At 71.7% G+C, this 18,532-nt stretch carries 15 protein-coding genes; 2 read left to right on the top strand and 13 right to left on the bottom strand.

Annotated features, from left to right (window positions below):
* Positions 1-30 precede the first annotated feature (30 nt).
* From ABT381_RS00155 to ABT381_RS00115, 9 genes are all read right to left on the bottom strand, one after another.
* A complete protein-coding gene (locus ABT381_RS00155) occupies positions 31-2,349 on the bottom strand; it encodes an arylsulfatase (protein ID WP_351585871.1) in 2,319 nt (772 codons plus the stop codon).
* The gene (locus tag ABT381_RS00150) at positions 2,346-4,154 is read right to left on the bottom strand and encodes a sulfatase (protein WP_351585869.1); all 1,809 of its coding nucleotides are present in this window, start codon (positions 4,152-4,154) and stop codon (positions 2,346-2,348) included. Before ABT381_RS00150 ends, ABT381_RS00155 begins: the two co-directional genes overlap by 4 nt.
* Positions 4,151-5,113 carry a formylglycine-generating enzyme family protein gene (locus ABT381_RS00145; RefSeq protein ID WP_467754510.1) on the bottom strand — a complete coding sequence of 321 codons (963 nt, stop codon included), beginning with the start codon at positions 5,111-5,113 and terminating at the stop codon, positions 4,151-4,153. The genes ABT381_RS00150 and ABT381_RS00145 overlap by 4 nt, the downstream gene beginning before the upstream one ends.
* Complete coding sequence (locus ABT381_RS00140; protein WP_351585866.1) at positions 5,110-7,020, bottom strand: ABC transporter ATP-binding protein; 1,911 nt, start codon at positions 7,018-7,020, stop codon at positions 5,110-5,112. Before ABT381_RS00140 ends, ABT381_RS00145 begins: the two co-directional genes overlap by 4 nt.
* Complete coding sequence (locus ABT381_RS00135; RefSeq protein ID WP_351585864.1) at positions 7,017-7,901, bottom strand: ABC transporter permease; 885 nt, start codon at positions 7,899-7,901, stop codon at positions 7,017-7,019. Before ABT381_RS00135 ends, ABT381_RS00140 begins: the two co-directional genes overlap by 4 nt.
* 5 nt (positions 7,902-7,906) lie before the next feature.
* Entirely contained in the window at positions 7,907-8,851 is a 945-nt protein-coding gene (locus ABT381_RS00130; protein WP_351585862.1) for an ABC transporter permease, read from the bottom strand.
* 2 nt (positions 8,852-8,853) lie between these two features.
* Complete coding sequence (locus ABT381_RS00125; protein ID WP_351585859.1) at positions 8,854-10,443, bottom strand: ABC transporter substrate-binding protein; 1,590 nt, start codon at positions 10,441-10,443, stop codon at positions 8,854-8,856.
* A 180-nt stretch (positions 10,444-10,623) separates the two neighbouring features.
* Positions 10,624-10,695 (bottom strand): putative leader peptide, encoded by a 72-nt coding sequence (locus tag ABT381_RS00120; RefSeq protein ID WP_351586188.1) that lies wholly within the window; start codon positions 10,693-10,695, stop codon positions 10,624-10,626.
* A gap of 44 nt (positions 10,696-10,739) precedes the next feature.
* A complete protein-coding gene (locus tag ABT381_RS00115; RefSeq protein WP_351585857.1) occupies positions 10,740-12,023 on the bottom strand; it encodes an ROK family transcriptional regulator in 1,284 nt (427 codons plus the stop codon).
* A gap of 256 nt (positions 12,024-12,279) precedes the next feature.
* Here ABT381_RS00115 and ABT381_RS00110 point away from each other — a divergent pair, with 256 nt between their 5' ends.
* Together ABT381_RS00110 and ABT381_RS00105 are read left to right on the top strand one after the other, a co-directional pair.
* Positions 12,280-12,384 (top strand): putative leader peptide, encoded by a 105-nt coding sequence (locus ABT381_RS00110; protein ID WP_351585855.1) that lies wholly within the window; start codon positions 12,280-12,282, stop codon positions 12,382-12,384.
* Between the two features lie 144 nt (positions 12,385-12,528).
* Complete coding sequence (locus ABT381_RS00105) at positions 12,529-13,479, top strand: TauD/TfdA dioxygenase family protein (RefSeq protein ID WP_351585853.1); 951 nt, start codon at positions 12,529-12,531, stop codon at positions 13,477-13,479.
* Positions 13,480-13,490: 11 nt separating this feature from the next.
* On the opposite strand, the gene ABT381_RS00100 is transcribed toward ABT381_RS00105, so the two are convergent.
* The 4 genes from ABT381_RS00100 to ABT381_RS00085 form a co-directional block, all read right to left on the bottom strand.
* The gene (locus ABT381_RS00100) at positions 13,491-14,663 is read right to left on the bottom strand and encodes a thiolase family protein (RefSeq protein WP_351585851.1); all 1,173 of its coding nucleotides are present in this window, start codon (positions 14,661-14,663) and stop codon (positions 13,491-13,493) included.
* 69 nt (positions 14,664-14,732) lie between these two features.
* The gene (locus tag ABT381_RS00095) at positions 14,733-15,890 is read right to left on the bottom strand and encodes an acyl-CoA dehydrogenase family protein (RefSeq protein WP_351585849.1); all 1,158 of its coding nucleotides are present in this window, start codon (positions 15,888-15,890) and stop codon (positions 14,733-14,735) included.
* Positions 15,891-15,984: 94 nt separating this feature from the next.
* Positions 15,985-17,613 carry a long-chain-fatty-acid--CoA ligase gene (locus tag ABT381_RS00090; protein ID WP_351585847.1) on the bottom strand — a complete coding sequence of 543 codons (1,629 nt, stop codon included), beginning with the start codon at positions 17,611-17,613 and terminating at the stop codon, positions 15,985-15,987.
* Between the two features lie 66 nt (positions 17,614-17,679).
* The gene (locus ABT381_RS00085) at positions 17,680-18,441 is read right to left on the bottom strand and encodes an acyl-CoA thioesterase (protein ID WP_351585845.1); all 762 of its coding nucleotides are present in this window, start codon (positions 18,439-18,441) and stop codon (positions 17,680-17,682) included.
* Between the last annotated feature and the right edge of the window lie 91 nt (positions 18,442-18,532).

Raw genomic sequence — 18,532 nt, 5'->3', positions numbered from 1 at the left:
CACGCCGCGCCCGGGGCCGTACCGGGGTGGTCACTCGAAGGCGGCGGCCGCCTCCCGGAGTGCCTGCGCCACGGTCTCCGGCGCGTCGGGGCCGAATGCGCCGGGGCGGTAGGTCACCGAGTGCAGCCGGCCGTCGTAGCGGAAGGAGCGGTGGCGCTCGTGGAGCGGCCAGGAGACCGGTGACTTGCGGTCGATGCCGACGCTGATGCCCTGGAACGGCGCCATGCCGATGAGCTGGTGCACGCTGCCCGGCGCCGGCCGTTCCACGCCGTCCACGGTGAGCGTGAAGCGCCAGCGCAGCCCCTCCTCGGCGGTGGCGGTGAGCAGGATGTCACGGGTGCCGGGCGGCAGCGCCCCGGCGTCCGTCTCGTGCAGCCGGCCGTACTCGTTGTAGGCGAAGTACAGCCGGCCGTCCTCGACGTAGAGGCTGTAGCCGCCGCCCTGGTCACCGTGCGAGACGAGGACGCCGCGGTCGCCGTCGGCGTACGACTCCAGGCGGACGGCGATGGCGAAGGAGCGGAAGGCGATCAGCCGGGAGGAGCGGTAGCGCTCCAGCTCGGGGGTGCCGGGCAGCAGCCGCAGCTCGCGGGTGTAGCGCTCGTCGGCGGGGTGGCGGTGGGTGAGCGCGCCGCTGCCGTCGGGGAGCGGGAAGACGCCGTTGCGCCAGGCGGCCTGCTCCCAGGCGTCCGCCAACTCCTTTACCAGATCCGGGCGTTGCCCGGCCAGGTCGTGGATCTCGGTGGGGTCGGTGCGGAGGTCGTACAGGGCCCACTCGGCGTCGTCGTAGGGCGTGCCGGGGCGGTGCAGGGTGACCAGCTTGTGTCCGTCGCGGTAGTAGCTGCGGTTCCCGGTCATCTCGCAGTACTGCTCGGGGTGGGTGGAGCCGGCGGCCGGGTCGGCGAGGACCGGGGCGAAGCTCGCGCCGTCCACCTCCTGCAGGGGCACCCCGCGGCGCTCGTCCGGACGTGGTGTGCCGGCGAGTTCGAGGAGGGTGGGGGCGATGTCGGTGACGTACTGGTACTGGGTGCGCAGGCCCCGATCGAGGCGGCCGTCGCGGACGCCGCGCGGCCAGGACAGCACGAACGGTACGCGCACCCCGCCCGCGTAGGTGTGTCCCTTGTACAGGCGGAAGGGCGTGTTGGAGGCCATGCCCCAGCCGCGCGGGTAGTGCACGAGGCTGCGCGGGCCGCCGATGAGGTCCGGGTCGCGGTCGACGTCGGGCTCCCAGTCGCCGGGCAGCCGCGGGTGGTGGACGAAGCGGCTGAAGTAGGAGCGGGTGCCCTCCGCGCCGCCCTCGCCGGTGCCGCCGTTGTCGGACGTGAAGACGATGACGGTGTTGTCGAGTTCGCCGAGCGCTTCGAGGGTGGCGGTGAGCCGGCCGAGGTTCTGGTCGATGTTGTCGACCATCGCCGCGTACACCTCCATGTAGCGGGCGTAGCGGCGCTGTTGGTCCTCGGTGAGGGAGTCCCAGGCGGGTACGTCGAGTCCGGCTTCGCTGTTGCGGTCGGGCAGGCCGGTGCCGGGCGGGAAGAGGCCGGCCGCGATCTGGGCGGCGAAGCGATCGTCGCGCAGTGCGTCCCAGCCCTCGTCGTAGCGGCCGCGGTGGCGGGCGATGTCCGCCTCCTTGGCCTGGAGGGGACCGTGCACGGCGTTGTGGGCGAGGTAGAGGAAGAAGGGTTTGTCGGGGTCGTGGGCGCGCAGGCCCTTGACCATGGAGATGGCCTGGTCGGTGATGTCGTCGGTGTAGTAGTAGCCCTCGGGCAGCTCGTCGATGTCCAGGGGGCTGTTGTCGCGGACCAGTTGGTGCGGGTGGAAGAGGCTGGTCAGCCCTTCCAGTACGCCGTAGTAGCGGTCGAAGCCCTTCTGCAGCGGCCAGTTGGCGCGGTCGTCGGCGGCGTTTGAGGCCGAGTCGCGTACGAGATGCCACTTGCCGACGGCGTAGGTGGCGTACCCCTGGTCGTGCAGGAGTTCCGCGAGCGTGGGCACGTCCTCCGCGATCGTCATGCCGTAGCCGGGGAAGCCGGGGTCGGAGTTGGCCACGTGGGCGTAGCCGACGCGGTGCGGGTTGAGGCCGGTGAGGAGGGCGGCGCGGGCCGGGGAGCACAGCGGCATGGTGTGGTAGTTGGAGAGCCGTACGCCCTGGTCGGCGAGGTGGTCCAGGGTGGGAGTGGGGATCTCCGAGCCGAACGGGCCGATGTCGCTGTAGCCCATGTCGTCCACAAGGACCACGACGATGTTGGGTGCGTCGGCGGGAGCGGTGCGGCGTGCGGGCCAGGCGGGCTCGGAGGCGGCGAAGGTGCGGCCGATGCGGCCGGGGAAGCCTTCGTAGGGGTCGCGGCGGGTGGTCACGGTGCGGGAATCTCCTGGGCGTGGGTCGGGTACAGGCGGGCGAGTTCGTCGGCCAGGGCCGTCAGTTGGTCGTGCGCGGGATGGCCGGTGGCGGCGGCGAGCTGCAGCAGGGAGCCGCCGCCGCGTACGGTGAGCAGCTCGGTGTCGAGGAAGCCGGGCAGCAGTCTGCGTACCGCCTCGACGGCCGCCGGTTCGGACAGCAGCTCCACCAACGGGGTACGGAGGTTCAGCCGCCCCTCGGGGAATTCGTCGGAGCGCGGTGCCGGCACGCGTGCCGCGTCGGCGCGCTCGCGTTGCGCGGTGACCAGCAGATGCTTCTCGGTGACCGCGGCCGGGTCGTGGGGCACCCCGAGGCGTTCGTACTGGTCGTCCGGGGCGTTGCCCGCGCGCAGCTGCTCGACCAGGAGCCGCAGCATCCGGAGCTCGACCTCGTCGTCGGCGAGCGGGTGCTCCTGCGTGGGGTCGGTCTCCAGGTCGAAGAGGAGGGTGCCGAAGCGGGCCGGGCCGAGCAGCGGTGAGGTGCGGGCCTCGACACGGAGGGTGCGCACTCCCTTGGTGAAGGGGAACGGCTCGGCGAGGCGGATGTCGGAGAGTTCCTCGGGCGAGAAGCGGCCGCGGAGGTGAGTGGGCATCAGGGTGTGTTCGTACAGCGGCTCGTTGGTGTCGTCGTGGCAGGCGCGCATGTAGACGTAACGGCCGTCGGTGATGTTGACGTGGCCGCCGAACATGCCGAAGAGCGCTGATTCCCGCGGCAGTTGGCCTGCCAGTGCCTCGCCGAGGGGGCGGCCCTGCATGTCGGGGGTGGGCGGGACGCCGAAGTACTCCAGCAGGGTGGGCGCGAGGTCGATGGTCTGCACGAGCCCGTCGTGGCGGCTGCCGGCGGCCTCCGGGCGGCGCGGGTCGTGCACGAACAGCGGGGTGTGGACCAGCTCGTTGTACCAGGGCTGGACGACCTTGGCCCACCAGCCCTTCTCGCCGAGCAGGAAGCCGTGGTCGGTACAGACGATCAGCAGGGTGTCGTCCCACAGACCGTACTCGTCCATCGCGTCCAGGACTCGCCCGAGTGAGCGGTCGCACATCGACAGCAGCGCGGCGTACTCATAACGCGCGTGGGCCTGCTGCTCCTCGGTCTCGGTGACCTTGGTGTAGTCGGGCCAGTCGAAGTGCGGCCCGTCGTAGTCGTGCGGGTAGATGTCCTTGTAGTGCTGCTGGGTGAAGAACGGCTCGTGCGGGTCGAAGGTCTCGATCTGTACGAACCAGTTGTCCTCGGTGTGATTGACGCGGAGGAATTTGAGGCCCGCGTCGAAGGTGAGGGTCTGCGGCTGCTTGGCCTCGGTGTCGAGGTACTGGCGGTTGACCCAGTCCTGCCGCCAGATCTCGCCCCGCCCGGAGTGCAGGTCACGCGGCGGCTCAGGGTCGGCCACGTGGCCCTTCCACGGGTCGCCCTCCTGGCCGCGGAAGAACTCCCAGGTGTTGTACCGGGAGTGGTAGGTCGCCCCGCCGTCCTCCCAGTAGTGCTGGTGGTCGCTGACGAGGTGGGTGTACACGCCGTGCTGCTTGAGGAGTTCCGGCATGGAGTCGTCGAACGGCTCCAGCGGTCCCCAGCTGCGGTGCAGGAAGTTGTGGCGGCCGGTGTGGAGTTCGCGACGGGCCGGCATGCAGGGCATCGAGCCCGCGTAGCAGTTGTCGAAGGTGACGGTGCGTTCGGCCAGCCGGGAGAAGTTCGGCGCGTGCGTCCAGTCGGCGCCGTAGGGCGGCAGCAGGTGCCGGTTGAGGCTGTCGAACATGACCATGACGGCCTTCACGGCGTGGTTCCTTCCGTCGGGGGTTGCGGGAGCCGGGGCTGCGGGAGGTCGCGGGCGCAGCGGAAGCCGCCGTGTCCGGTGGAGGAGTCGGGGGTGTTGTGGGAGCGGGCCGCGACCCGGTAGCGGTGACAGTACGAGGCGTGGCACAGGTAGGAGCCGCCGCGGATGACCCGCTCGCCGGGGCCGAAGGCGTCGGCGCACCATTCCCAGACGTTGCCCGAGGTGTTGTACAGGCCGAAGCCGTTGGGTTCGTACGCGGTGACCGGGACGGTGCCGGTGCGGCCGCCGGGGCGGGCCGAGCGGCGGGGGAAGTCGCCGAGCCACGTGTTGCACATTTCGCGCCCGCCGGGGGTGAAGTCATCGCCCCACGGGAAGCGGGCGCCGTCGAGGCCGCCGCGCGCCGCGTACTCCCACTCGGTTTCAGAGGGCAGCCGCAGCCCGGCCCATTCGCAGTAGGCGCGGGCGTCCGCGTGCGAAATGTGGACCACGGGGTGGTCGGGGCGGTCGTCAACGTGCGAGCCGGGGCCTTCGGGGGCGTGCCAGGCCGCTCCCTCGACGCCGAGCCACCACGGTGCGCCCGCCACCCGGCCGAGGACGTGCCGGCGGGCGGTGGGCGCGAGGAGCTGGTGGAAGACGAAGGAGCTGCCGAGGCGTTCGGCGTCGGTGGCGTAGCCGGTGGCGGCGGTGAAGGCGGCGTACTGGGCGTTGGTGACGGCGGTGGTGTCGATGGCGAAGGCCGCTACGGTCACCTCGCGGACGGGTCCCTCGCGGTCGGCCCAGTACCCCTCGCCGAAGGCGTCGCCCATCCGGAAGGCGCCGCCGGGGAAGTCGGCCATGCGGTGTCCGGCCGGGACGCCGCGGGGCGCGAACTCCAGTGGTACGGGCGAAGGGGCCGGGGCCGTCCCAGGGCGGTGCGGCGCACAACAAGAGGCGGTGGTGACCATGCCCTGGGCGGTCATGCCCGCGCCCCGCTCGGTGCGTACTGCGCTCGCTCGCGCGGCGCGACGGGCACGGGCTCCGGGGCCGCGGCGAGCAGCGCCCGGGTGTAGGGATCGCGCGGGTTCTCGCAGATCTCGTCGGCGCTGCCGGTCTCCACGATCCGCCCGTTGTGCATCACGGCGATGCGGTGGCTGACCTGGCGGACCACCGCGAGGTCGTGGGCGATGAAGACCAGCGCGAGCCCGAGGTCGCGTTGCAGGTCGCCGAGGAGGTTGACGATCCCCGCCTGAAGAGAGACGTCGAGCGCGGAGACGGGTTCGTCGCAGATGAGCACGGTGGGTTCGGGTGCCAGGGCGCGCGCGATGCCGATGCGCTGCCGCTGGCCGCCGGAGAAGGCGCGCGGGTGACGGGCGGCCACGGCCGGGTCGAGTCCGACCTGCCGGAGCAGCTCGGCGACCCGCTGTTCCCGCGCCCGGCGGTCACCGAGGCCGAGCGAGATCAGCGGCTCGGCCACGATCTGACCCACCGTCATTCGCGGGTTGAGGGAGGCGTACGGGTCCTGGAACACCATCTGGACGGCACGCCGTACCGCACGCAGCTCCCCGCGCGACGGCCGGGTGATGTCCTGGCCGCGCAGCCGCAGCGTGCCGCCGTCCGAGGGGTGCGCGTGGGCGAGGACCCGGGCCAGCGTCGATTTCCCCGAGCCGGACTCGCCGACGATGCCGAGGGTCTCCCCTGCCGCGAGGGTGAGGGACACGCCGTCCAGCGCGGTGAAGCCCTTCGCGCGCCCGGTGAGGCCACGCCCTCCGTACACCTTGCGGATGTTCTCGGCGACCAGCACGGTGCCGCCGGGCGCCGGCCGGTCGATGCGTTCGGGGGCGACGGGGGCGGGCAGCGGTTCCGTACGGTCGGCGGCGGGCGGGCAGGCGGCGCGCAGCCCGTCGTCCAGGGTTACGAGCGGGGGCCGGGCGGTGCGGCAGCGGTCCTCGACGAAGGCGCACCGCTCCGCGAAGGCGCAGCCCGCCACCGGCCGTGCGGGGTCGGGCGGGCTGCCGGGGATGCCGGTCAGGCGGGTGCCCGAGGGTGCGGAGAGCCGCGGTACGGCGGCGAGCAGCCCCGCGGTGTAGGGGTGGCGCGGCCGGGTCAGCACCCGGTCGGTGGGGCCGTCCTCGACGACCGATCCGCCGTACATCACCAGGACGCGCTCGCAGGTGCGGGCCACCACGCCCATGTTGTGGGAGATGAGGACGAGTGCGGTGCCGGTGCGTCGGTTGAGGTCGGTGAGCAGGGTCAGGATCTGGTCCTGGACGGTGGCGTCGAGGGCCGTGGTGGGTTCGTCGGCGATCAGGACGTCCGGTTCACCGGCGAGGGCCATGGCGATGAGGATGCGCTGGCGCTGGCCGCCGGAGAAACGGTGCGGGTGGTCGTCCAGGCGCCGCTCGGGGTCGGGGATGCCGACCAGGCCGAGGAGTTCGGCGGCGCGGGCGCGACGTGCGTTCCGGTCGCCGTATCCATGGGCGCGGAGCACCTCGTCGAGGTGGGTGCCCGCGGTGAGCACCGGGTTCAGGGACGTCATCGGGTCCTGGAAGATCATGCCGATGCGGGCGCCGCGCACGGTGCGCAGCCGGCGTTCGTCGGCCGCTGCCAGGTCCTCGCCGTCCAGGAGTACGGAGCCGCCGGTGACGCGTCCGGTGCCGGGCAGCATCCGGGCGACCGCGTACGCGGTGGTCGACTTGCCGGAGCCGGATTCACCGACGATGGCCAGGGTCTCGGCGCGCCGCAGTGTGAACGAGACGTCGCGCACGGCCCGCACCGGCCGGCCGTCGGGCGCGGTGAACTCGACGGAGAGGTCGCGTACTTCGAGCAGTTCGGTGTCGGTATCCGCTGCCCGCTCACTGGCCAGGGGGCTGGACTCGGTGGTGGTCATCGGCGTATCTCCCGGTTCAGGGCATCGGCCACCAGCGAGAGACCGAGGACGAGCGCGGTCACCGCGAGCAGCGGCCCCGCGGCGAACTGCGGAGCGTCGGCGAGGTAGGGCATGGACTGGTTGAGCACGCTGCCGAGGGTGGGTTCCGGGGGCCGGACGCCGACGCCGAGGAAGCTCATCGCCCCCTCCAGGAAGACCGCGACGGTGAGCGAGAGGGCGAGCTGCACGACGAGCGGGTCGGCCGCGTTGGGCAGGATGTGGCGGACCAGTGCGCGGGAGCTGGACGTGCCGCCGACGCGCGCTGCGACGACGTACTCGCGTTCCCGCTGGACGAGGATGCCGCCGCGCAGCTGCCGCCCGAAGACGGGGATCTCGGCGAGGGCGATCACCAGGATCACGGGCAGCCGGCCCGGGCCGAGCACGGCCGTGACGGCGAGCGCGAGGATCAGCCCGGGGAAGGCGAGGATCAGGTCGAAGATCCGCTGTACGGCGGTGTCGGCGACCGGGTGGACGGCCGCCAGCAGCGCGAAGAGGCAGCCGAGCAGCGCACCGATCGGCACGGCCACGGCGATGACGCCCAGGTCGGTGCGGATTCCGTACAGTACCCGGCCGAGCAGGTCGCGGCCGAGGTCGTCGGTGCCGAGCGGATGCCCCGCGGTGCCGGGCCCGGCGAGGCCCAGGCCGCTCTGCGCGGTGGGATCGTGGCCGCTCAGCAGGGGTGCGAGGAGTCCACCGAGGACGATCAGCGCGACGAGGGCGAGGCCGGTCAGGCCGCGCGGGGTGCGCAGCGCTGTCAGGTACGGATGGCGGCGGGCCCGCGCCGCGCGGGCGGCGGGCGCGGTGCTCGGGGCGGCACCGGCGGTCGGTGTGATGGTGGTCATGGCGGTCACTCCCACCTGATCCGGGGATCGAGCCAGGCGTAGACGAGGTCGGTGAGCAGTTGGACGAGGACGAAGACGGTGACCAGGAGCAGCAGCAGGTCCTGGACGACCGGGTAGTCGCGGCGGACGAGGCCCTGTTCGGCGAGCTGGCCGAGCCCTGGCCAGGCGAAGATCGCCTCCACCAGGACGGCACCGCCGAGGAGTTGGCCGATCTGCATGCCGAGGACGGTCACGACCGGTGGCAGCGCGTTGGGCAGCGCGTGCCGCCACAGCAGCCTGCGCGGCGCGACGCCCGCTGCGGTGGCGGTACGGACGTAGTCCTCGCCGAGGGTCCGCTCGATGCCGTCCTTGAGGTAACGGCCGAGCACGGCGGCGCTGGGCAGGGCGAGGCACAGCGACGGCAGCAACAGGTACTGCACGGCGAGGTCGGGCGCCTCCAGGAGCGACACCCGCCCGCCGGAGGGCAGGACGCGGACGGCCACCGAGAAGACGAGGACGAGCAGGACTCCGGTGACGAACGGCGGCACGGCCAGCGCTCCGGTCGTGGCGACGCGGACGGCGGTACGGACCCAGCGGCTGCGTGCCGTCGCGCCGAGTACACCGAACGCGGCGCCGAGTACGACGGCGAACAGCAGGGCACCCAGGGTGAGTTCGAAGGTGGCGCCCAGCCCGCCGGTGATGAGGTCGGCGGTGTCGCCGCCGATCACGTACGAGGGGCCGAGGTCGCCGCTGACCAGTCCGCCGATCCAGGAGCCGTACTGGGCGAGCAGGGGTTCGTTCAGGCCCAGCCGGTCGCGGATGGCGGCCACGGTGGCGGCGTCGGCGTCCGGCCCGGCGAGGGCGCTCGCGGGGTCGCCGGGGACCAGCCGCAGGATGCCGAAGATCAAGAAGGAGGCGAGGAGGAGGACGAGGAGCGCGGACGGCAGCCGCTTGAGGAGGTAGCTGCGCATGATCACACCAGGTAGGCGTTGTCGAGGTTGAGGTACATGAACTTGTTGAGCGTGGCGCCGTGCAGCTTGCTGCTGGCGACCTGCACGCTCCCCTGGACGACGAGGTCGATGATGAACGCCTCGTCGAGCAGGACGTCGGAGACCCGTTGGGCCAGGGCGTGCTGTCGTGCGGTGCCGGCCCCGGCGGCCGTCCACGCCTCCCGTACGACCTGCGTGTAGTGCGCCGAGCGGTACTTCGAGGTGTTCTTGGCCTCGTTGAAGGGATACGCGCTGACGGCGAGGGTCGCGGGCCGGACCTGAGCGAAGCCGTGGTCCATCGTCCACAGCGCCGGCATGTCCTGGGAGATGAGCTTCTTCTGCGCGGTGGCCGGGTCGGTGGGCTGCAGTGTGACGCGGACACCCGCCTGCTGGAGGTCGTACTGGACGGCCTCGGCGATGGCCGTGGATTCGGGCGAGTTGAGATGGAGCAGCGGTGCCGTGAGCCGGTTGTGGCCCGCGGACTTCAGCAGCCGGCGCGCCTTGGCGGGGTCGTAGGTGTAGTGGGTGCGGTTGGCCTCGGTGTAGGCCGGGGACGACTTGGGCCAGGGGGCGGCGGAGGCCAGGCCGTAGCCGCCGAGTGACTGTTTCAGGATGCGGTCGCGGTCCACCGACCAGGCCAGCGCCTGGCGGACGGTCTTGTCGTCGAAGGGGGCGATGGTGGTGTTGACGCCGAGGTAGCTGGCTCCGGCGCCGGTGTCGTAGGTGGTGACCACCAGATCGGGATTGTCGCGGACGGTGCGGATGCTCTTTCCGGGCACCTGGTAGGACAGGTGGGACTGGCCGGAGCGGAGGGATGAGATCAGGGCCTCCGCCTGCGGGATGACGCGCAGCTCCACCGCGTCGAGGTAGGGGCGGCCGGGCTTGAAGTAGCTGTCGTTGCGGACCAGGCTCAGGGTCGAGCCGGGGCTCCACTTCTTCAGGCGGAAGGGCCCAGTGCCGTTGAGCCACTTGCCGGAGACGGCCTGCTCGACGGTGTGCCGGTCCGGGATGATCATGAATTCGAAGAGGTCGAAGAGGTTGGTCACCGGGTGGGCCAGCTTCAGTACCAGCTCGTGGTCGTCGCGCTTCTCGAAGCCGGTGACGGCGGCCGCGGTGGCTCTCAACTGGGCGGCGCGCTGCGGGTCCTGGAGGTTGCGCACCGCGAAGATGACGTCGTCGGCGGTGAACCGGCGGCCGTCGTGGTACGTCACATCGTCCCTGAGCCGCAGGGTGATGCTGCGGCCGTCCTGCGCGTACGTCCACGACGTGGCGAGTTCGGGGTGTGGCCGCAGCGCGTCGTCGTACCGGGTGAGGGTGTTGAACAGCAGCCGGTTCTGGAGGGCCTGTGAGCTCTGGGAGAACAGCAGGCTCGGGGTGAAGTCGCTGTTGATGGCCACGCTGACGGTGCCGCCCCGCCGGGGGCCGCCACCGTCCCCGGCCCGGTAGGTCGACGCGGACACCGCCGAACGGCAGCCGGTCAGGACCGATCCGAGGAGCAGGGCACCGGCGCCGGTGGCACGCAGGGCGCTGCGCCGGGAGGGGTGGGGAGACGGAGAAGGGTACGGCTCGGTCATGGGGCCTGCCTGATGACGGAGTGGTGGTGGGGCTTGTCGACCGTGGGCGTTCTTTTCGCTGCGGCAGAAATTAAGTGCCGACGGGGCTCACACCCGGAGCGACTGAGGGACATGCAACGGCCCGACGCCCGCGCGAAAAGCAGGCGGTACGGCCTCAAGGCATGGTGAGAGGAGGAGGAATCAGCTGTGGACAGCACAGACCGCGCTGGCCTGTCGACAGAGGTCGACGTGCCTGCGGGCGATGAGGCGCATGTCCGGATTCACGCGAGCAATATGACAGTGAGTCCTGCGACCGGTCAACCGGCGTCCATTGCCGACGCACCGTCAGTTGTTGCGGGCGTGTGTACCCCTGTTGCGCGCGCATGTGCCTCATATGTCGTCCGCTCCCCCAGGGCCCGAAGAGGCCGCCGGAACAGGGGATTGAGTACGACGGTGCCGGCCGCGACCGGCAGCACCTCCCGTCCGGCATGTGGACTCACGATGCGTTCCGGGTCGTCGCACACGTGCGACAGATCGACCGCGGCACCCCGGATTTCCTCCAGATACGTCGCATCCCGACCGCTGGACATCTCCGTGATCACCACGAGGTCGGGGTTGAGCACATCGAGCAGCAGCGCGGTGGCCCGCCCCACCGCCCTGGCCCGCTCGCGCAGCAGCCGGTCGGCCCGCGCGTCCCCGGCCGCCGCGGCCTCCACCAGCAGCGTGGCATCCGGCTCGGGGAGGATGCCGCGGCGCACCGCCGTACGCGCGATCGCGGTATCGGACGCCGTCGCCCCGAGACAGCCGACGCGCCCGCAGTCGCAGGCCACCGTGGAGTCGGGCACCGGCAGATGGGCCACGTCGCCGGCGCCCGCACGCGGCCCGCGGTGCACCACGCCCGCGATGCCGACCGCGGCGTCGACCACATTGCCGACGAAGAGGTGCACCAGACTGCGGCGGGCCGCCGGCCTGCCGAAGAGGATCTCCGACTGGGCGATGGCACGGGCGTGGTTGTCGACCGCGGCGGGCAGGCCCAGCCGCGCGGCGAGGGCGGCGCCGAGCGGGCGGCCCCGCCAGCCCAGCAGGTCGTGCCGGACCACGGTGCCCTCGCGCGGCTCGATCCACCCGCCCATCGCCGCGCCCACCCCGAGCAACGGCCGCCCGGCCCCTGCCGCCGCGACGAACTCTCGCAGCGCGTCCAGCACTTGGTTCTGGAGGTGCTCGGCGGCGATCCCCTCGTGCGGGAACACCTCCTTCGCCAGCACCGTGCCGCGCAGGTCCACGATGCCGAAGGTCGAGGCGGGCACGCCGATGTGGACGCCCGCCGCGACCGGTCCGCCGTCGGCGGTGTGCAGGTCGACGGGGACCTGGGGGCGGCCCACAGCGCCGCTTTCGGCGCGGCCCGGCACCTCGCGCACCAGGCCGAGCCGGGTGAGATCGGTGCACTGCCGGGAGACGGCAGCGGGACTCAGCCCGGAGAGCCTGGCGATGCCGCTGCGCGCCACGGGGCCGTGATCGAGCACCGTCTTCAGCACGGCGGCGGTATTGGCCTCGCGGCGTCCGTCGCCCGCCATGCGCGGAGTGGGGTTGGCAGGTGTCATCGGTCGGCCTTCCTGGTCTCACATTGCCGCAGTGTGAAATCCCGCCGCCGGGACGACGGCGGGCGCCCGAGCGGCTCCGCGCTTCCCGCACCGCCTCGGCGTTGCAGCCATCACCGCTGGTCAGGGCCGGTTTCACGGCCGTACGCGCACTGCGCAACGGCCCCGGCGCAGAGGCCGATTGAACCATCCGGACGCGTTGTGCGGGGAGATCGCGGGTGCTTGACGCACCTCGGCGGACGCTGCCACGCTCCCGGTCATGACCGCGACGACCGTTCTCGTCCCGCGGCTCCATGTCGACCTGGGGCGCCTGGCCTCGGCAGCGTGTACGAGCCGCGACCTCGCGGCACGCTGCTGCCGCTGAGCGACATCGCCGAGTTCTTCCGGCCTGCCGTCGCACCCGCGGTACGGCCTCTCCACGACCGAATTACTTCCGCTCCGAGTCGAATCAACGCCCGGACGTCGTCCGCACCCACGTCCACGCCCGTCTCCCGAAGGGACACCCGCCATGACCTCCACCACGACCGCCCCCGCACAGCTCACCGTGGAGAAGGTGGGCGGCCGCCTCGGCGCCGTCATCTCCGGGGTGCGCCTCGGCGGCGACCTCGCGCCCGAGACGGTCGCCGCGATCCGCGCCGCCCTGCTGGAACACAAGGTCGTCTTCTTCCGCGACCAGCACCACCTGGACGAGGAGAGCCACGAGCAGTTCGCCACGCTCCTCGGCACCCCGGTGGCGCACCCGACCGTCCCCTCGGCCGACGGGCGCTACGCCCTGCCGATCGACTCCGACTACGGCGGCCGGGCCAACCAGTGGCACACCGACGTCACCTTCGTCCCCGCCTACCCGGCCTTCTCCATCCTCCGCGCCGTCGTCATCCCGCCCTACGGCGGCAACACCCTGTGGGCCAACACCGCGACGGCGTACAGCAATCTGCCCGAGCCGCTGCGCGCCCTCGCCGACGGCCTCCGGGCCGTGCACACCAACGACTACGACTACGCGGCGCTGCGCCCGAATGCCGTGCCCGAGCAGCTGACCCACTACCGAGAGGTCTTCACCGCCACGAAGTTCCGCACCGAGCACCCGGTGGTCCGGGTGCACCCGGAGACCGGTGAACGCGTCCTGCTCCTCGGCAACTTCGCACAGCGCATCGCCGGCCTCACCGGATCGGACTCACGCGCCCTGGTGAACCTCTTCCAGTCGCACATCGAGCGGCCGGAGAACACCGTGCGCTGGCAGTGGCAGGTCGGCGACGTGGCGATCTGGGACAACCGCGCCACCCAGCACTACGGCGTCGACGACTCCGACGACCACGTACGCAAGCTGCGCCGGGTGACCATCGACGGCGACGTACCGGTGGGCGTGGACGGCCGGCCCTCCGTACTCCTGTCCCCGGAATCCGTACCCGCCCCCGCCTTCGGCCCGGCCTCCGGCGCCTCCACCACGGCGGCCGAGTCGTAAGAACCGTACTTTCAGAGCAGCTCCAGGATCGTCGCGTTGGCCATGCCGCCGCCCTCGCACATGGACTGGAGGCCGTAGCGGATGCCGTTGTCCTTCATGTGGTGGACGAGGGTGGTCATCAGGCGGGCGCCGGAGCCGCCGAGGGGGTGGCCGAGGGCCATGGCGCCGCCGTTGGGGTTCAGCCGGTCGTAGTCCGCGCCGGTCCGGCGCTGCCAGCCCAGGGATACGGAGGCGAACGCCTCGTTGATCTCGTAGGTCCCGATGTCGGCCAGGGTGAGGCCGGACCGGTCGAGTACCTTGTGGGTGGCCGGGATCGGGCCCTTGAGCATGGTGATCGGGTCGGCGCCGACGACGGTACCGGTGTGGAAGCGGGCGATCGGCGTCCAGCCGTTGCGGTCGGCGACCTGGCGGGTCGTCACCAGCAGGGCCGCTGCGCCGTCGGAGATCTGCGAGGCGTTGCCCGCGGAGATGACACCGTTCTCCTTGAACGGGGTCTGCAGGCCGGCCAGCTTCTCCAGCGTGCCGCCGCGGCGCACGCCCTCGTCGGTGTCGAAGACCCGCTCGTTGCCGTCCGCGTCGGTGACGGTGACGGGGGCGATCTGGCCCTTGAAGCGGCCCTCGTCGATGGCGCGGGCCGCCTTCGCGTGCGAGTCCAGGGCGTGCTGGTCCAGCTCAGCGCGGCTGAGGCCGAACTCCTCGGCGATCATTTCGGCGCCGACGCCCTGGTTGAAGCGGTAGTGGTCGTAGCGCTCGGCGACCAGCGGGCCGTACGCCTCACCGTACTGGCCGCCGGAGCGGCTGGCCCCCATCGGCACCCGGGACATCGACTCGACGCCGCCCGCGATGGCGATGTCGTACTGACCTGCGATGACGCCCGCGGCGGCCTGGTGCACGGCCTGCTGCGAGGAGCCGCACTGGCGGTCGATGGTCAGGCCCGGGACGTGCTCGGGCCAGCCGGCGGCGAGTACGGAGTAGCGGCCGATGCAGCCGGCCTGTTCGCCGACCTGGGAGACACAGCCCCAGATCACGTCGTCGACGGTGGCCGGGTCCAGGCCGTTGCGCTCGGCCAGCGCCTTGAGGACGTGCGCCGACAGGTCGGTGGGGTGGATGCCGGACAGCGCGCCGCCCGGCTTGCCCTTGCCGACGGGGGTGCGTACGGCGTCGACGATGACTGCGTCACGCATGAAGGTGCTCCTCTGGTCCGTCTCGGTGCGTCTCGGTGTATCTCGGTGCGTCTGCGGGGAAGGGTGGTGTCACAGGCCGAGCGACTTGGCGATGATGGTCTTCATGACCTCGTTGGTGCCGCCGAAGATGCGCGAGACACGGGTGTCGGCGTACAGGCGGGCGATCGGGTACTCGGTGATGTAGCCGTAACCGCCGTGCAGCTGGAGGCACTTGTCGATGACCCGGCCCGCCGCCTCGGTGCAGTACAGCTTCGCCTTGGCGGCATCGGCGACGCTCAGCTCCCCGGCGTCGTGCAGCTCCAGGGCCCGGTCGGCGAACAGCTGCGCCGCCTCGACCTCGGTCGCGCACTCCGCCAGTACGAACTTGGTGTTCTGGAAGTGCGCGACGGGCTTGCCGAAGACCGTGCGGTCCTTGACGTACCCGGTCGCGAAGCGCAGCGCGGCGGCAGCGGCGGCGGCAGCGCCCAGCGCGATGAACAGCCGCTCCTGCGGGAGGTTGTGGGAGAGGTAGGAGAAGCCCTTGCCCTCCTCGCCGAGCAGGTTCGCCACCGGCACCTTGACGTCGGTGAAGGAGAGTTCGGCGGTGTCGGACGCCTTCAGCCCGATCTTCTGCAGCTTGCGGCCGACCGCGAAGCCCTCGGCGGCGGTCTCCACGCACAGGATGGACAGGCCCGCACGGCGGTCCTCGGGGTCGTACGGGGTGGTGCGCGCCACGACCAGGACGAGGTCGGCCAGCGCTCCGCCGGTGATGAAGGTCTTGGCGCCGTTCAGGACGTAGTGCCGGCCGTCCGCGGACAGCTGTGCCTTGGTCTGGATGTTCGCCAGGTCCGAGCCGGTGCCGGGCTCGGTCATGGCGATCGCCGTCATGATGTCGCCGCTCGCGAAGCCGGGCAGCCAGCGCTGCTTCTGCTCCTCGGTGGCGTACTTCATCAGGTACGGCAGGATCAGGTTGGCGTGGACCGAGTAGTTGCCGAAGGAGACGCCGGCGCGGGCCGTTTCCTCCATGGTGACCGCGGCGAACTTGAAGCTGCTCTCGCCGGCGCCGCCGTACTCCTCCGGCACCTGGATGCCGAGTACGCCCAGCTCACCGAGCTTGCGGTAGAAGTCCCGCGGCGGGTGGCCCTGCTCCTCCCACTCGTGGTGGACGGGCGCGACCTCTTTCTCGATGAAGTCCCGCAGCGTCTGACGGTAAGCCTCGTGGTCCTCGTTGAACACCGAAAGGCGCACAGCAACCCCTTTGCATGGCAACGTTGTGCACGGCCATTACGTTCTCGAACGATCGTTAAGTTATACCTGTGCTGCACACCTGTCCAGGGTCGGGTCACTCACCAAGTGACTGCGCACGCCCGGGAGTTGACGGCCCAGCTGCTTCCTCGGTGCCGTACTGCTCGCGCAGCCGGAATTTCTGTATCTTCCCGCTCGCGTTGCGTGGCATCGCGGCCACGAAGACCACCGACGTCGGCTTCTTGTACGAGGCGAGTCTGCCGCGGCAGTGGTCGATGAGCTCCTGCTCGGCCGGCGGGTTCGCGGGGTCGGCCGGGACGACCACCGCGCGCGGCGTCTGCACCCACTTCGGGTGGTCGACGCCGATCACCGCGACCTCGGCGACGCCGGGGTGCGCGTCGATGACGGCCTCGACCTCGGCGCAGTAGATGTTCTCCCCGCCGGAGATGATCATGTCCTTCTTGCGGTCGACGACGTAGATGAAGCCGTCCTCGTCCATCCGGCACAGATCACCGGAGTGGAACCAGCCGCCCGCGAACGCGGCCGCGGTCTCCGCCGGCTTGTTCCAGTACCCGAGCATCGTCGTCGGCCCGCGGTAGACGATCTCGCCGATGTCCCCGACCGGGACGTCCCGCATCTCCTCGTCGACGATCCGCGCCTCTATGCCCGGCAGCGGCGTTCCGACCGACCCCGTCTTCCGCACCGCGTCCTCGGCCCGCAGCACCGTGGTGGTCGGGCTCATCTCGGTCTGCCCGAACGCACTGTATGCGGGGACCTCCGGGAAACACTCCCGCAGCGACTCCAGTACGGACGGCGGCGCGGCCGACGCACCCCAGATCAGCGTGCGCAGCGCCAGCTCGCGGTCCTTGATCCCGGGTACCGCGCAGACCGCCTGCCACTGGCTCGGCACGAGGAAGCAGTGGGTGATCCGCTCCTTCTCCAGCACGTCGACGAGGGCCGCCGGATCGAACGCCGACGATGCGTCGATCACCACCCGGCCGCCGTCGAGCAGCCCGCGCAGGGTCACGCCCAGCCCGGCGATGTGGAACATCGGCACCCCGAGCAACGTGCTGTCGGGCTCGCGCCGGACGCCGCCGGTCGCGGAGAGCACCGTGAAGGCGGCCATGACCAGGTTGAAGTGGGTGAGCACCGCGCCCTTGGGGCGGCCGGTGGTGCCGGAGGTGTACATGAGGAACGCCGGGTCGTTCTCCGGTACGTCGACACCGGGGTCCTGCGGCGCGGCGGCGGCGAGTACGGCCTCGTACGGCTCGGCGTCCGGACCGTACGCGGCCGGGTCACCGGCGACGAGCACGGCGCGCGGCCCCGCCGCGTCCCGGGCCGCCTCCGCGCAGGTGGCGGCCGTCCGCTCGTCGGCCAGCAGCGCGGTGGCACCGCAGTCGGCGAGGATGTACGCGATCTCGGCGGCGACCAGCCGGAAGTTGACCGGTACCGCGATCGCTCCGAGCCGGGCCGCGGCCAGGTAACTCTCGGCGACCTCGATGCGGTTGTACATGGCGACCGCGACCCGGCTGCCGCGCTCGATACCGCGGGCGCTCAGCGCGTTCGCCAGCCGGCTGACCCGCTCGTCCAGCTCCGCGAAGGTGACCGCGCGCGTCCCGTGCTGGAACGCGACGCGGTCGGGGAACTTGCGTGCGCAGCGGGCGAGTTGTGCCCCGTACGACATCCGGCGGGCGGCGGACACGGCGTCGTTGTCGTGTGCCTGCATGCGGCTCTCCCTCTCCCTCTCCGTCTGTGTCACCGGCTCCGGTTCCGACTCCGGGCCCGTCTCCGGCTAGCTGCGGCGCTGCCGGTACAGCTGTTCTTGAGTGAGGCTCGCCCGCAGGACGCCGTCGGCGCTGCTGACCGTGCCGGTGTACCAGCCGCGCCCGCCGCCCGTCGTATGCGGTACGAGGTCGAGCAGCACCCAGTCGTCGAGCCGGACCGGGCGGTGGAACCACACCGCGTGGTCCAGGCTGCTCATCGGGGTCCAGCTCGCGTCCCGCAGCGGTGCGAGGCCGCTGAGGACGTCGGAGAGGTAGGCCAGCGCGGCGGTGTGCAGCAGCGGGTCGTCCCCGAGGTCAGCGGTGCAGCGCGCCCAGAACCGGGTCGGCCAGGACGCCTCGGGGTAGGGCTGCCGCGGCTGGCGGGCCTCGAAGGAGGCCAGCCGCGGCATCGTCCCGGTCGGCAGCGTGTCCGGTGGGGGCGCGTCCGGTACCGGCGACGCCTGGAGGTCCCTGCCGTCCTCGGCGACGTGGAACGACGCGGACATGCTGAAGATGACCTCGCCGTCCTGCAGGGCGACCACCCGGCGCGCGGAGTACGAGCGGCCGTCCCGGTCCCGTTCGACGCGGAACACGGTCGGGCGGCCGGAGTCCCCGGCGCGCAGGAAGTAGCCGTGCATCGAGTGGGGCGCGCGGTCCGGGTCGACGGTCCGCCCCGCCGCCATCAGCGCCTGCGCGGCGACCTGCCCGCCGAAGAGCGCGAACGGCTCGTCGAAGACGACGTTTCCGCGGTACAGATCGCGGTCCACCGCCTCCAGGTCAAGCAGCTCCAACAGTGAAACCCCTGCGGGCGCCGGCGGCGGCAGCGGCTGGGGGAATCTGGCCTTGATCACGCTCAGCGCCTCTCAGCTAAACGGTCGTTCG

Source organism: Streptomyces sp. NPDC000151 (assembly GCF_040301705.1).
Classification (GTDB): Bacteria; Actinomycetota; Actinomycetes; order Streptomycetales; family Streptomycetaceae; genus Streptomyces.
Note: the sequence above shows the minus strand (reverse complement) of the source record. Positions and strands in the feature narration are given on the sequence as shown.